Source organism: Pseudoalteromonas sp. Scap03 (genome assembly GCF_013393115.1).
Lineage (GTDB): Bacteria > Pseudomonadota > Gammaproteobacteria > Enterobacterales > Alteromonadaceae > Pseudoalteromonas.
Window position 1 is genome coordinate 1,754,511 of record NZ_VDEU01000001.1, and the last position, 14,000, is coordinate 1,768,510.

At 41.4% G+C, this 14,000-nt stretch carries 12 protein-coding genes; 6 read left to right on the forward strand and 6 right to left on the reverse strand.

The genetic code is table 11. The features are described from left to right. Window positions 1–114: 114 nt before the first annotated feature. From cyoA to cyoE, 5 genes are read left to right on the forward strand one after another with little or no spacing between them, the layout of a single operon-like run. Window positions 115–1,068 carry a ubiquinol oxidase subunit II gene (gene cyoA / locus FHG08_RS07945; RefSeq protein ID WP_178955361.1) on the forward strand — a complete coding sequence of 318 codons (954 nt, stop codon included), beginning with the start codon at window positions 115–117 and terminating at the stop codon, window positions 1,066–1,068. Window positions 1,069–1,070: 2 nt separating this feature from the next. Beyond that, window positions 1,071–3,059, forward strand: a complete 1,989-nt coding sequence (gene cyoB, locus FHG08_RS07950; protein WP_178955363.1) for a cytochrome o ubiquinol oxidase subunit I — start codon at window positions 1,071–1,073, stop codon at window positions 3,057–3,059. Further along, window positions 3,056–3,688, forward strand: a complete 633-nt coding sequence (gene cyoC / locus FHG08_RS07955) for a cytochrome o ubiquinol oxidase subunit III (protein WP_008111916.1) — start codon at window positions 3,056–3,058, stop codon at window positions 3,686–3,688. Before cyoB ends, cyoC begins: the two co-directional genes overlap by 4 nt. Beyond that, window positions 3,688–4,044, forward strand: coding sequence for a cytochrome o ubiquinol oxidase subunit IV (cyoD, locus tag FHG08_RS07960; RefSeq protein ID WP_008111918.1), 357 nt, complete (start codon window positions 3,688–3,690; stop codon window positions 4,042–4,044). The genes cyoC and cyoD overlap by 1 nt, the downstream gene beginning before the upstream one ends. Window positions 4,045–4,053: 9 nt before the next feature. Then, on the forward strand, window positions 4,054–4,938 hold the full coding sequence (cyoE, locus tag FHG08_RS07965; protein WP_178955365.1) for a heme o synthase: 885 nt from the start codon (window positions 4,054–4,056) through the stop codon (window positions 4,936–4,938). A 79-nt stretch (window positions 4,939–5,017) separates the two neighbouring features. Here cyoE and FHG08_RS07970 read toward each other — a convergent pair whose 3' ends face one another. Next, window positions 5,018–5,605, reverse strand: a complete 588-nt coding sequence (locus tag FHG08_RS07970; RefSeq protein ID WP_178955367.1) for an FMN-binding negative transcriptional regulator — start codon at window positions 5,603–5,605, stop codon at window positions 5,018–5,020. Next, the gene (locus FHG08_RS07975; protein WP_010391105.1) at window positions 5,605–6,180 is read right to left on the reverse strand and encodes a GNAT family N-acetyltransferase; all 576 of its coding nucleotides are present in this window, start codon (window positions 6,178–6,180) and stop codon (window positions 5,605–5,607) included. The genes FHG08_RS07970 and FHG08_RS07975 overlap by 1 nt, the downstream gene beginning before the upstream one ends. A gap of 106 nt (window positions 6,181–6,286) precedes the next feature. Here FHG08_RS07975 and FHG08_RS07980 point away from each other — a divergent pair, with 106 nt between their 5' ends. Further along, a complete protein-coding gene (locus FHG08_RS07980) occupies window positions 6,287–7,750 on the forward strand; it encodes a PLP-dependent aminotransferase family protein (protein ID WP_178955369.1) in 1,464 nt (487 codons plus the stop codon). A 3-nt stretch (window positions 7,751–7,753) separates the two neighbouring features. On the opposite strand, the gene FHG08_RS07985 is transcribed toward FHG08_RS07980, so the two are convergent. From FHG08_RS07985 to FHG08_RS08000, 4 genes are all read right to left on the reverse strand, one after another. Then, window positions 7,754–8,431 carry a hypothetical protein gene (locus FHG08_RS07985; protein WP_041709101.1) on the reverse strand — a complete coding sequence of 226 codons (678 nt, stop codon included), beginning with the start codon at window positions 8,429–8,431 and terminating at the stop codon, window positions 7,754–7,756. A gap of 135 nt (window positions 8,432–8,566) precedes the next feature. After that, complete coding sequence (locus tag FHG08_RS07990) at window positions 8,567–10,519, reverse strand: phytase (RefSeq protein WP_178955371.1); 1,953 nt, start codon at window positions 10,517–10,519, stop codon at window positions 8,567–8,569. Window positions 10,520–10,530: 11 nt separating this feature from the next. Continuing rightward, window positions 10,531–11,505 carry a metallophosphoesterase gene (locus FHG08_RS07995; protein WP_178955373.1) on the reverse strand — a complete coding sequence of 325 codons (975 nt, stop codon included), beginning with the start codon at window positions 11,503–11,505 and terminating at the stop codon, window positions 10,531–10,533. Window positions 11,506–11,569: 64 nt separating this feature from the next. Next, complete coding sequence (locus FHG08_RS08000; protein ID WP_178955375.1) at window positions 11,570–13,876, reverse strand: TonB-dependent siderophore receptor; 2,307 nt, start codon at window positions 13,874–13,876, stop codon at window positions 11,570–11,572. Window positions 13,877–14,000 lie beyond the last annotated feature (124 nt).

Sequence of the window (14,000 nt, forward strand, 5' to 3'; positions counted from 1 at the left end):
CATGCGCTCTGCATTATTTGTAATTCAATTTTAATTAACTTGGGTTTTTATCAAATATCGTTGCTAACTATTTTTGGCAGCTAATAAAAACTCTTTAGGTTTTAGGATAGTCCCTTGTTAATTCGTAACCTTTTTAATATTGCTTTAGCTAGTATGGCGCTGATTTTATCAGGCTGTAATGGCGGGGTACTCGACCCAAAAGGGCAGATAGGTATTGATGAGAAAAATCTGATCATCATCGCCACTGTGCTTATGTTGTTAGTTGTGATCCCCGTTATTGTGATGACTTTATATTTTGCTTGGAAATACAGAGACACACAAAACCATGAAATTTACGCACCAAAATGGGCTCACTCTAATAAGATTGAGGCTGTTGTATGGGCGGTTCCTATTGTTATTGTTGTTATTTTAGGTGTGATCACCTGGCAGTCAACTCAAGAGCTTGACCCTTATAAACCGATAGAGGGTAAAGGTGAACACTTAACTGTTGAAGTGGTGTCACTTAATTGGAAATGGTTATTTATTTACCCTAAACAAGGTATTGCCACGGTAAACGAATTGGTATTTCCTGCTAATGTTCCGGTTGAATACAAAATCACGTCAGAAAGTACCATGAACTCGTTTTTCATTCCCCAGTTAGGTAGTCAAATTTACTCAATGGCGGGCATGGAAACTAAGCTGCATTTAATCGCTAATGAGCCAGGCACGTTTAAAGGCTTTTCGGCTAATTACAGTGGTGCGGGTTTTACTGGTATGAAATTTAATGCCATCGCAACGCCAACAAAAGCTGACTTTAACCAGTGGGTTGAACAGGTTAAAACCAACGCTAATAGCCTTACTCATGCCAATTATGTTGAGCTTGCCAAAGCGAGTGAAAACAATCCTGTCGCTTATTATGGCAAGGTTGATGACGGTTTATTCCATACCATAGTGATGAAATACATGCAGGCGCATGGCGATATGAACAAAAAACACCACTCGATGGGTAAACATCAGCAGATGAGTAATGAGCATCAGGCAATGGGTAATCATACAATGCCATCATCACACAGCCAGGGCGAGGAATAATCATGTCGTTTTTAGGTAAATTATCTATAGATGCAATTCCGTTTCATGAACCTATTATCATGGTGACCATGGCGGTGATTGCTATAGTCGGGCTTATTATAGCTGGATTAATAACAAAATATAAAAAATGGGGTGTGCTTTGGCGCGACTGGATCACCTCGGTTGATCATAAACGCTTAGGCGTTATGTACATTCTATTAGCGCTAATAATGCTGTTTCGTGGTTTTTCTGATGCTATTATGATGCGTGCGCAGTTAGCGCTTGCTACCAGTGGCGCGCCAGGTTATCTGCCACCAGAACATTACGACCAAATATTCACCGCTCATGGCGTTATTATGATCATATTTATGGCGATGCCATTTATGATTGGTTTAATGAATATTGTTGTACCACTGCAAATTGGTGCTCGCGATGTGGCTTTTCCATTTTTAAATAATTTAAGTTTTTGGTTTACTGCCAGTGGCGCCATTTTAATAAATTTATCACTTATATTTGGTGAGTTTGCTAAAACAGGCTGGGTTGCTTACCCACCGTTGTCGGAGTTGACCTTTAGCCCTGGGGTGGGGGTCGATTATTATATTTGGGCCTTGCAAATATCGGGGCTCGGTACGCTATTAACCGCTGTTAACTTCCTAGTGACAGTATTTAAAATGCGTGCCCCTGGTATGACACTGATGAAAATGCCAATTTTCACATGGGCATGTACATGGGCAAATATCTTAATTGCAGCATCATTTCCAATTTTAACCGCAGTGCTGGCCATGCTAACGCTAGACCGTTATTTAGATTTCCACTTCTTCACTAATGAAGCCGGCGGTAACGCCATGATGTATATCAACCTGTTTTGGGCATGGGGTCACCCAGAGGTATACATTTTAGTATTACCAGCTTTTGGTATCTTCTCTGAAATAGTGTCGACCTTCACTGGTAAACGTTTATTTGGTTATAAATCGATGGTATATGCCAGCGGTGCCATTTCTATTCTTGGTTTTATTGTATGGTTACATCACTTCTTTACTATGGGCTCAAGCGCTAATGTAAATGCTTTCTTTGGGGTGATGACCATGGTCATAGCTGTGCCTACTGGGGTTAAGTTATTTAGTTGGTTGTTTACTATTTACCGTGGCCGTTTGCGCATTACTGTTCCCGTACTGTGGACGCTTGGTTTTATGGTTACCTTTAGTATTGGTGGTATGACGGGAGTATTACTGGCAATCCCTGGTGCCGATTATGTATTGCATAACAGCTTATTTTTAATCGCTCATTTCCATAACACCATCATTGGTGGCGCAGTATTTGGCTACTTAGCCGGGTTTGTTTTTTGGTTTCCAAAAGCAATGGGCTTTAAGCTTGATGAGCGTTGGGGTAAAGCGTCATTTTGGTGTTGGTTAATCGGTTTCTTCGTAGCCTTTATGCCATTGTACGTACTCGGCTTTTTAGGCATGACGCGTCGCTTAAACCACTCTAATAATCCTGATTGGAATATCTGGCTTTATATTGCTGCGGTGGGTGCCGTGATTATTATGTTCGGTATTATTTGCCAAGTTATTCAGCTATATGTGAGCTTTAAAAACCGCGAAGCGCTTGATGATACCACTGGCGATCCTTGGAACGGTCACACCCTTGAATGGTCAACGTCATCACCACCGCAGTACTATAACTTTGCTGAAATCCCGCATGTTGATGATATTGATACATGGACTGACATGAAAGAAAAAGGCCTAGCTTATCAAGGTAAATCTAGCTATAGCCCAATTCATATACCAAAAAATACCGCATCGGGTGTGTTTATTGCTGCGAGTTTAACGGCGTTTTGTTTTGCCATGATCTGGCATATTTGGTGGCTAGCAGGGCTTGGTTTTATTGGCGCGATTGCGCTGTTTATTAACCGTGCTTACACCAGTGATGTAGATTACTACGTGCAAAACGATGAAATATTACAAATTGAAGGCGCGCATATTGCCAGTAACACGAAGGAGGTAAGCGCATGAGTACGTTATCTGCAACTCAAGGCCATGTAAATTTAGAGCCTCATAGCGTAAGTCATACGCATGAACATCACGATACCTCAGGCGATACAATCTTTGGCTTTTGGCTTTATTTAATGACCGATTGCCTTTTATTTGCCTCATTTTTTGCAACCTACGCAGTGCTTTATATGAACACCGCAGGCGGTGTATCGGGCAAAGATATTTTTGAGCTTGATTTTGTTGCCGTTGAAACTGCGGCGCTACTTATAAGTAGTATTACTTTTGGTTTTGCCATGATTGCCGCTCAAGGGCAAAAAAAGGCGCTGACGCTTGGTTGGCTCGCGGTCACTTTTTGTTTAGGCGCGGTGTTTATTGGTATGGAAATTTATGAGTTTCATCATTTAATTGTTCATGGCAATGGCCCACAGCAAAGTGCTTTTTTAACATCGTTTTTCTCATTAGTGGGCTTGCATGGTTTACATGTAACTGCAGGCCTTATCTGGATGAGCATAATGATGATTGAGGTGATTAAGCGCGGTTTAGGTAAACAAACCGTCACGCGCTTAAGTTGCTTAAGCTTATTTTGGCACTTTTTAGATATTGTGTGGATTTGTGTATTTACCGTTGTTTATTTAATGGGGGCAATGTAATGAGCCATAGCGAAACACATGCTTTAGAGCAAATGCAAAGCCAACATCATGATCAGTCACATGGTAGTGTTAAAACATACCTGATTGGCTTTGTCTTATCTGTGATTTTAACGGCCATTCCATTTTGGATGGTGATGGAGGGCGACTTTTCAAAGGTCACCACACTCTGGAGTATCGTTACTTTAGCAATCGTGCAAATTTGGGTGCATTTAAAATACTTTTTACACCTTAATTTCACCACTGATGAAGGTAAAGCAAATACCTTTACCTTCTTGTTTAGCGCGTTGATCATCGTCATGGTGGTTGGACTGTCTGTTTGGATCATTTATGAATCAAACGCAATGATGATGTATTAGAGGTTTCAGATGTTTCGTCGTTATTTAGCTGTTACTAAGCCAGGTATTATTATGGGGAATTTGATCAGCGTTGCCGGTGGTTTTTTACTCGCCGCCCGCGGTGATATAGACCCATGGTTAATGTTGGTTACCTTGGTTGGTTTATCGCTTGTTGTTGCATCGGGATGTGCCATAAACAATGTTATTGATAGAGACATTGATGTTGCCATGGCGCGTACTCGCTCACGTGTGACTGTAACGGGCGAAATGTCTGCAAAAGCCGCTTTAAGCCATGGCGTGTTATTAGGGCTAATTGGCTTTGGCTTATTAATTGCCTTTACCACTCAAGCGGCGGTATTTTTTGCCGTCTTTGGCTATGTCATCTATGTAGGGGTTTACAGCCTCTACATGAAACGCAACTCTGTTTACGGTACCTTTATTGGTAGTCTGTCGGGCGCAGTTCCACCTGTTGTTGGCTATTGCGCCGTTACGGGTGTGTTCGATATGGGCGCATTAATACTGCTGGTGATGTTTAGTTTGTGGCAAATGCCGCACTCATATGCAATTGCTATTTTTCGCTTTAAAGATTACCAAGCCGCTAATATTCCAGTATTGCCCGTGGCACAAGGTGTTAATAAAGCTAAGCGCCATATTGTGCTTTATATTGCCGTATATGCTTTAGTGGTGATGCTATTGCCAATTAGTGGTTATACCGGTGCTGCCTTTATGGCCGTTGCCTGTATCACCAGTTTTTGGTGGTTACTTATGGCACTTAGAGGGTATCGCTACAACATAGACACCACCCGTTGGGCACGCCAAGTGTTTGCGTTTTCAATTATTAATATTACCGCTTTGAGTATTGCCATGGCGGTAGACTATCAAACAATTGCGCCACAGTTAGTGGCGCTAAACTGATCTAAAACGATCAATGAACCGAGTTAATTCCCAAAGTTAACCAAAGGCTCTGAGCATTGCGAGGAGCCTTTTTTCATTCCTAAAATAAGGCCGCTATTGAGTGCTTATTGGCATCTACCAGACTTTGTTTTATTTTATTTCTTATAGCGGCTGATTTATTTTGACTGAGTTTGAAGTTACCTTGCCAGTGAGTTGGCGTAAGCTCTATAAAACTCAGGTGTTGATACATTGTATTGCGATGCTGCTCAGGCACTTCATCAATTTTCCACTCAGGCTCAAATGTTTTCTCAAAATGACTAGTAAGGGTTCGCATTACGAGATCTTTTTTTAGCTCATCTTTAATAATATGTACTTTTGCAGTCACTAACACCGATGCGTAAAGCCAGCTAGGCAATGTTTGATTATCCGCATAGGAGGGTGATAAATAGCAATTGTCACTATTAAAGAGTAAATTCACCTGTTTATTATCAAGCTTTGATAGTGGATTATGCTTTGCTACATGTGCAATAAACATATTTTCTAAAGAGTTGAATAACATAGGTACATGACAAATGTTATTTAATTGACTATTTGAGCAGGGCATAAAAATTGTTGCTAATGGAAAATTATTAATAAGCGCATGCAATTGCTCGGTATTTTTTTGCATAAAGTGCTCGGGTGGGTACATTATAATAGCTCCTCAAGTCGTAACTTTATAGCTGGCCATTGCTCGTCAATAATGCTGAATTTTGCGGTGTTGCGATATGAACCATCTTCTAGACGTCGGTCTTTTTGGGCTATTCCTTCATACTTAGCGCCTAAACGGGCAATGGCATTGCGTGATTGTTGATTGTGCTCATGGGTATTAAAACTAATCCGTACTAAATTAAGTTGATTAAATGCATATCTCAGAAGTAAATATTTTGCATGCGTATTTACGTATGTTCGCTGTGCAGTGAAGCTAATAAAAGTATGGCCAATTTCAGCGCTTAAGTTGTTACTGTCTAACCTAAATAAACGGGTTGTGCCAACAACTTGCTGTGAATGTTTATCAATAATGGCAAAAACCACTTGCTCGTTTTGATTAAACTGCGCGCTATGTGTAAACCATTGCTCCAACTTAACTTGGGTTTGTGTGTAATTACTTAATACCCACTGCCAAACTTGTGGGTGTTTACCTGCTTGATATAGACCCTCGAGATGTTTGAGTTTAAGTGGCTCTAAGGCAACCTTGTTGGTTTGATGAATTTGCGTTGTGAACATTATAAGCCCCATATTTTGCTATTTATTCATAACAAATGTACGCTTTATTGGTTTGTTAAAAACAACCAAAATTTAATTTTTACCTATACCAGTTTGGAAGGTGTTTATGCAGCCACTTAATATAAAGCTCACTAGCCAGAGTAAAGCTAAATACCTGCAAATAGCAGATGCACTTAGGGAGTCGATTATAAAAGGGGACATTCTCGCTGGCAGCAAACTCAGCTCTGCACGCGATATGGCACAAGCGTACGGATTAAACCGTCATACAATAATGAATGCCCTACAACTTCTTGTCGCAGAAGGATGGTTGGAATCCTATGAACGATCAGGCTACAGCGTTACCAATACATTGCCTATTCAAAACAGTATAAACACTGCCCAGTCTCAAGCATTGGCTCCTAAGCCGTATCGATTTGCTACCACGCTTACGGTGTCAGAACCTACAATGGACTTAAATCACTATGCTTATAACTTTGCTGGAGGCTTACCCGATTTAACACGCTTTCCCTATAAAGAATTTAAACGCTCTGTAAGTCATGTGTTTAATCATTTAGATACCAGCCAATTTCACTATGGCAATGTGGCTGGGGAGCCTAATTTAAAATTGCAAATTAGTCATTATTTACACAAAGCACGAAACCTAAAAACAGCCGACATTCTTATGTGTAATGGCTCTCAAGAAGCGCTTTTTTTAGTATCAAAAGCCTTTATTAATAAAGGCGATTATGTTGCAACCGAAACCTTAGGTTACCCGCCTGCTCGTAAAGCATTTGCAGCATGTCGCGCGCAGCTTATAGATATAAAACAAGATGATGAAGGGTTGTGTGTTGATGATTTTAAAACTCAGCTTGAACGCTATCCCATTAAACTTCTGTATTTAACGCCACTGCATCAATACCCAACGACGGTGACCTTATCACCCACCCGGCGCTTACAAATTTATCAGCTGTGTTATGCCCATAATGTGATGATTATTGAAGATGACTACGACCATGAATTTCACTACCGTTGCCAGCCTTTGCAACCCATGGCTGCCGATGACCCCGCAGGCATTGTGATATATCTATCAACGTTTTCAAAAATTATGTTTTCAGCAGCAAGGATTGGCTATATCTGTGCAGCGCCTGGGGTAATCGCACAATTAACCGCATGGAAGCAGCTAACGAACCATAAAAATGATGTGGTTATGCAATTAGCTGTCGCACACTGGATGAAAGAAGGTGGTTTTGAACGCCATTTAAAGCGTATGACAAAGCTCTATAAGCAGCGCTATGAAGCGATGGGTGATTATCTAACGCAGCTGCAATTATCAGGCTATCCAATTGAATATATAAAACCCGACGGTGGCATGGCGATGTGGGTTAATTTAAATAAACCGGTGGACCAATTAAAGCAAGTACTGCAAAGTAAAGGCGTGTATGTACAGGTTGAGCCTGAATTTTACTTTAAAGACTCAGAACGTAGCTTAATACCTAAGCAACACAGTTATGTACGTTTAGGATTTGCTGGGCAATCAACTTTGGCGATGCAAGCTGGACTTGAATTGATTGCTGAACACGTTTTCAAATAAAGCTTATTTGCTTAAGCTTTCAGCATCATAAAACATCGGTTTCAATGTGCCACAATTTATAAACTTATAATTGAGCTCACCAGCAGAGGGCACTTCAGTTGAGGTGCGAAACTTTTGTAAACAGGCACCACTTAAATCAACAAACATAATATGATGATAGCTTGGTGGCTGAGTTATTTGGTGAATGTAAATGCGCTCGTTATTTTTTAGCGTAACCATGTCGTACTGTTGCCATTTCGAGGCTGGACTTAAATCAGTTAGCTCACGAGTAAATAACTGCTCGCTAAGCTCTATTAATTTATCACTGTAAACTAAGCTACCTCCTTGTCTATAATCTCCAAGATACACATCTGCGGTAATTGCGACTTCTTCGCCTCGCATTAAGCGTTGAATATTAAACGGCTTTGATTTTACGGTAACTAACTCAGCATCACGTACTAAATCTAAAAATGGAATATCAGATACATCTACCTTGTACATAACATGCATATCAAAGGGAAGCTCAAAGCTTGGAATGTTAATGGCGTATACACTTGAACCTTTATTAACCAATACCATGGCATGCTCTGCTTCATATTTGGGGTTTAATGGCGGAAGTTCTGGTGGCTCTTCGGCACTAGCAAGCGAGCTGGTACAAAATACAATGCTGATAAATAAAGATACGAAGTAGGGTAGCCGCATAATAACCTCAATTAATTTATAGATATAAAGTGTAGTATACATTTATAAAAAATTATCTTTAGTTAAATTTTAGTAAGGCTTAAACGTGATACACACTAAAACTTTAGTGTGTATCAGTATATTTAGAGTTAGCTATTATTTAATTGCTTTTTTCACTTCGCGCCAGTCAATAACTTTAAAGTTTTGTGGTTGTAATGGCATGCGGTTGTAGCCGTCTTGCACTATAAGCATGCCCTCAGGGTAACCTGGTAAAGCTTTTGCTGTAACGGTTAAGCCGTCCGTTTCACCTACGCCATCAATGCCTTTATCTAGGTTAGCAATTACATTAAATTTACCTGCAAAGCTTAGATTAGGCTGTGTGTCATCTGATATGTTGTAAAGCACATAGCTATTATCGCCTTGGCTTGAGACTACTAAATAGCGCCCATCATTAGCATGATAAATTTCCATACCTTCTACATCTGCCACCAGTTGCTCATTAACACTTTGTAGCTTTACTGCTTTGTTACCAGCGGTAGGCTCTGCACCGATATACCAAATACCTGCATCTTCTTCACCTGCAAATAATTGGCCTAGTTTATCATCAGCACTACAGCCTTCAGGTTGGCTTGGTAGGGTAAACTCTCTAACCAGTTCACCGCTTAGGTTATCTTGATCACCAGTGAGTTTATACTGCTGGAATAAACCTGATTTATCATTAACAAACACGTAATGGCCAGAATCAGACGAATACATACACATACCGTAAATCTCAGGTAGGTTAGTGGCTATTTCTGTTACATGGTTTACTTTGTTTTCTCCATCAACAGTAAATACGCTAATACTGTTAAGCGTACGGTTGCTGGCAGTGATCCACGTATGGGTTTCGTTGTTTATACCTTGATGTTGGCGCACATCAACATTATTTAAACGCCCTATATTGAGCGACTGTACTTTGTTGCCAGCAAGGTTATAAACCATCAAGCCGCGGCGTTTATCTGTGCCTAAAATTAAGCTGTTTTTAGCATCTTGCTCATTTATCCAAATTGCTGGGTCATCTGCTGCATCACCAAACGCTGCAACCGGTGTGGTTTGTGCGCTGGCATGGAGATGAGTCATAGCAACTTTGCTATTTGAGACAGAAGTTTGCGCTGCGTAGTTAACGTTTGCTTGAATGTAAGCGCCTGTTTCATCATCAATTAATACCAGCTGGGCTTGACTGTCATTGATAAAGCTCGCTGCAACAGACTCAATAGTGTGCTCACCTGCCAGTGACCATTGGCTAAGCGTGTCTGTTTGAGCTTGGTAAGCATAAACCACATTACCATCAGTGGCACTCAGCCATAAAGTACCATCTTGTGATACTGATAGGGCACCAATCTCACTGTTTAATTCGCCGTATGGCTGTACTAAAGCCACAGGCTGCTTATTGGCATCTGATTCTGCATCAGCATTAATGGCCCACACTCCGAGCTCTGCCTCACCCACATACAGGGTTTTTGTGTCATCATTAACAGCACAGCCTGAAGCCTCAGTGACCGCAGAGAATTCACGTACTGCGATATTTTTAGCTTGGTTAGTGGCTAAATCATATATAACCGTTTCGCTGATCAAGCCGCGAACATCTGGCACAAACGCTGATACAGTCTCGGTATTGCTGTTTTTAAATAAACACACAGCATCAGGTTGAGCTTGAGGCGGACTAATACGAGTGAGTTCATTTAGCTGCCAAGTTTGGCCATTTTTTGTAAGCTTAAAAATGGCTACGTTGTCTTGGCTTTTATCAAGGCTGGCGAGTAAAAACTGCTGCGCTGATAATTGCTTTAGTGAAATTGACTCAAAGTTACCGGCTAACAACACACTGCTTTTCTCGTTATCGGTAAGTAATAAGCCCTGGCTTTCGCTCGCCATTAGCCATTGATTATTACCTAGCGCTGCTGCTTGTGAGCCTTGCATGTTTTGTTGTGGGCCAAATAACTTAGCCTCAACAGCCAGCTTTGCTATTTCTGTCGTGTTTTGGTTATCGTCATTACTTGTACAACCGCTAAGCGCAGTTACAAGCACAGCACTTGATAGTACCGCTGAAATTGTATTTAGTTTAAAGTTCATTATTTTATCCTTTACTTATCTATGTGCTTTTCAGTGTTAAAACGTACTTCACCAAGGTGATTAATCGCGCTTACACTGAGAGTTTCGCCATTGATAGAGATACTTAAAAAACCAGGTGTTGCTTCTGCGTAGCGGGTAAATTCACGTTGTTTTACAAACCGCGCTTCGCTGCCACCACCAGAGACAAAGTGAGCCACCTTGCTATTTTTTGGTTGGTTGTATTGCAAGTCGTGCTCGTGCCCTGCGATATAAGCGTGCACGTTATGACGCTCCAAAATAGGTTCTAAAATGTCGCGAAGCCCTTGGTTGCGGCCAAAGCGTTTACCACTTGAATAAAGCGGGTGATGGCCTACCACAATTTTCCATTTTGCGTTACTGCCAGCAAGTTGGGTTTCAAGCCAAGTAAGTTGGGTTTTATAGTCTTGTCCTTGGGTTGAACGGTATTTATCACGGTCTTTATATTCAGGCTGAATTGGGTTGGTATCTAAAAACACCATTAACACTTGCTCGTTGTTTTCAAGCGAAAATGTTTTACTGTAGTACCTTGCAGGTAACTGCCAACGTTGACTTTTTTCGGTGTAGTCAATTTGTGCTTGGGCATTACCCAAGTAATCGTGATTACCTAAAACAACATACCAATCTTCAAATGTGTGCGGGCCATGGTATATGTTCTCAAAGGCTGATTGCCAAAGAGGATCGTTCACACTTGCCACGCCATTTGGGTAAAAGTTATCGCCAGTCGAGACAATAAAATCGGCATCGGTTTGATACATAGCAATTTCTAGCTGATGAGCGACTTCTTTTTGGTAAAAGTGGCCGTTGTGTCCCCAATCACCAATAACCATAAAGTTAAGGCTATTAGGCAACGTAGTTAACTTAGCTATTTTTTGTTGTTGGTATAGCGCATCTTTATAAACAACAGGCTCGTCTGCACTAAGCGCTGATGAGCACAGTATCGCGGCCATTATGAAAGACAATTTAAACATGTTTTAACTCCAAAAAAGCACGCGATGGTTTGCCATTACGTGCTTAAAATGACAATACGTGTGATTAGAATGCGTAACGCAGCATTACTTGAATCACAGGGCCTGCTTCTTCCGATTCAAGCTCGTACTCATCAAAGGCGCGATTGTTTTGATCATCAAGCGAGTCAAACTTATTGAAAACTTCGTCTTTGCTGGCATCCAGTAAGTTTGAACCGACAAGGCGTAGAGTGATGTCATCCCAGCGCTTTTCAACGAAAAGCTCTAAATCAGCACCGTAAGAGGTTGTCACTTCTTCACCCACGAAGCGTCCGTATGCATCACCTTGGTTACGATACGTTGCCCCAAATGATGCGCGTAGTGTTGGTAAATCTTGGATAAAGCCAACGTTATAAACATAATCCGATTGGTCATTAAATTTGCGCTTACCAAAACTGTCTTCAACTTCACTGTCGAGCCAAGAGTAATTTAAGAAGATACCTGTGTTAGGCATGTTTAAGGCGCTCAGTGGGGTTGATAAATCAAATTCAACACCTTGTACTGTGCCATCACCAGTATTTTGTGGTTGCAGTACAAATGTGCCTTCGCCTTCTGAGCCTTCAACACCTGTACTGGCAATTTCAATAAGGTCGCTAACGTCACGGTAAAATACGTTTACACCGACAACGCCACTTTTACCTAAACGGTATTCGTAACCTAAATCGATACCCCAAGATGATTCTGGTTTAAGGCTTGGGTTGCCTAAAAAGTCATTATCAGCGAGCTCTTCTTCAAGTAGGGCGGGTGTCATGTAGTCAAAGTCAGGGCGACGTAAGCTGCGAGCAACAGAGGCGCTGACTCGTCCGTTATCACTGACGCTGTAACGAAAGTGAGCCGACGGTAAGAAAAAGTCATAATCGTTTTCGGCAGTAACGCCTTCATTTGTATCGGTAATGCTTGAGTCAGTTGACTCCCAGCGCACACCCATCTCCCACGAGAACACATCCGCTTCGTGTTTGATTAGCGCAAATAAATCAAAACGGTCTTCTTCAAGTTTATTAACCCCGCCGTCTACTGGTTCAAATTCGTTATTAAAACCGGCAAGAGTCAGTGGATTCTGAGAGAATTGATCCCAATTGGTAAAGTCTTTTTCCAGCTCATCTTCAGCGACAAAAATGGCGGTATCGCGCTCTTTACCTTGCACAAAAGCACCAAACTGAACTTCTTTCGAGTCACCTACCAGTAAGCTGTGCTGCCATTGTAATGACCACTCTTTATCATCAATATCAACGGTTTCTTCAGCTTCTTCAAACACCATTGGGAGCTCTGACGTATCAAGTTCAACCTCTTGCTCATACACTGATTCTTCAAAGCTGGCATAACCTAACTTAAATTTGCTGGTACCGCCCAGTAGTGGTAATTCATAGCCAGAATTAATGTTGTAGTTGGTTTGATCAATAAACGAAACGTTTGCGTTATCTGAGATTAAATTACCACCCTCAACGACAGAGCCTGAGGTTGCAGATGCGTCGTCGTATTCAAAAGAGCGCTCATCTTCGGTACGGTCGGTATCAACCCACATGGCGCTAATATCAAACTTGCCACCGTTATCAAACACCTTTTCAAAGCTGGCATTTAAAGAGGTGTCATCGCCATCACGGATATCAGATTGATCTTCACGGTTATCAAAATCGTCTGTAGCGTAATTAGGGTTATTTTCAGGGCTATCGCCATAACGTCTGCTTGATTTTTGTTTTGGGTTATAACGACCTTGTAAATTGGCACCTACGAGTAAACGGCCACCTGCAAATTCAGTACCGTAAACGCCCGCAAAGCTTTCTTTTAGTTCGCCGTCATCGTAACGTAAGCCACCAGCGCGAATATAACCACCGTCTAAGCTGTAGCCATCGCGAAGTACAATATTAAGTGTGCCTGCTATGGCATCGGCAGAGCGGTTGGCACTAGATGAACGAATAATTTCTACACGCTCAATTAATTCTGCTGGGATACGGTCCACAAAAAATGAACGGTCAGCACCGGCACCCGGAACTTCTTCGCCATTAATAAGTACTTTTGTGTAAGCAGGGCTTAAGCCGCGCATACGAGCGCCGTCTGATTCAAGTACGTCAGATAAAAAAGTAACACTAGGAACACGCTTTAGTGCATCACCGGCGGTGAGTGGTTCAAAACGTTGAAAGTATTCTTGTGAATATTCAAGCGTTGGCGCTAGTTCTTGCGAGCGGTTGCGATAACCAATCTCACCATAGACCACAAGTTCTTCAGAAACCTTTACTTCAGGTTCTCTTGGTGGTGTTTGTTCTTGTGCATTCACGATAATACTAAATTGGCTCAGTGCTAATGCCGCCACAACAGCATTTAACTTAAATTGTTTCATTGATTTGCTCCGGTTGTCCTTGGTTTGGTGAGCAAACTAAAAAAAGTTAATGACGCTAATGTGACAGTTTTACAGTTAATTCCTGACAAAACGCCAACTTAGCGCTTTTTAAACAGACATTTGA

What these genes read in the sequence shown, in the direction of transcription:
- FHG08_RS08000 (WP_178955375.1), bottom strand. Translation starts at nt 13,876, where the DNA reads ATGAAACAATTTAAGTTAAATGCTGTTGTGGCGGCATTAGCACTGAGC.
- FHG08_RS07985 (WP_041709101.1), bottom strand. Translation starts at nt 8,431, where the DNA reads ATGCGGCTACCCTACTTCGTATCTTTATTTATCAGCATTGTATTTTGT.
- cyoE (WP_178955365.1), top strand. Translation starts at nt 4,054, where the DNA reads ATGTTTCGTCGTTATTTAGCTGTTACTAAGCCAGGTATTATTATGGGG.
- cyoB (WP_178955363.1), top strand. Translation starts at nt 1,071, where the DNA reads ATGTCGTTTTTAGGTAAATTATCTATAGATGCAATTCCGTTTCATGAA.
- FHG08_RS07990 (WP_178955371.1), bottom strand. Translation starts at nt 10,519, where the DNA reads ATGAACTTTAAACTAAATACAATTTCAGCGGTACTATCAAGTGCTGTG.
- cyoD (WP_008111918.1), top strand. Translation starts at nt 3,688, where the DNA reads ATGAGCCATAGCGAAACACATGCTTTAGAGCAAATGCAAAGCCAACAT.
- FHG08_RS07975 (WP_010391105.1), bottom strand. Translation starts at nt 6,180, where the DNA reads ATGTTCACAACGCAAATTCATCAAACCAACAAGGTTGCCTTAGAGCCA.
- cyoC (WP_008111916.1), top strand. Translation starts at nt 3,056, where the DNA reads ATGAGTACGTTATCTGCAACTCAAGGCCATGTAAATTTAGAGCCTCAT.
- FHG08_RS07980 (WP_178955369.1), top strand. Translation starts at nt 6,287, where the DNA reads ATGCAGCCACTTAATATAAAGCTCACTAGCCAGAGTAAAGCTAAATAC.
- FHG08_RS07995 (WP_178955373.1), bottom strand. Translation starts at nt 11,505, where the DNA reads ATGTTTAAATTGTCTTTCATAATGGCCGCGATACTGTGCTCATCAGCG.
- FHG08_RS07970 (WP_178955367.1), bottom strand. Translation starts at nt 5,605, where the DNA reads ATGTACCCACCCGAGCACTTTATGCAAAAAAATACCGAGCAATTGCAT.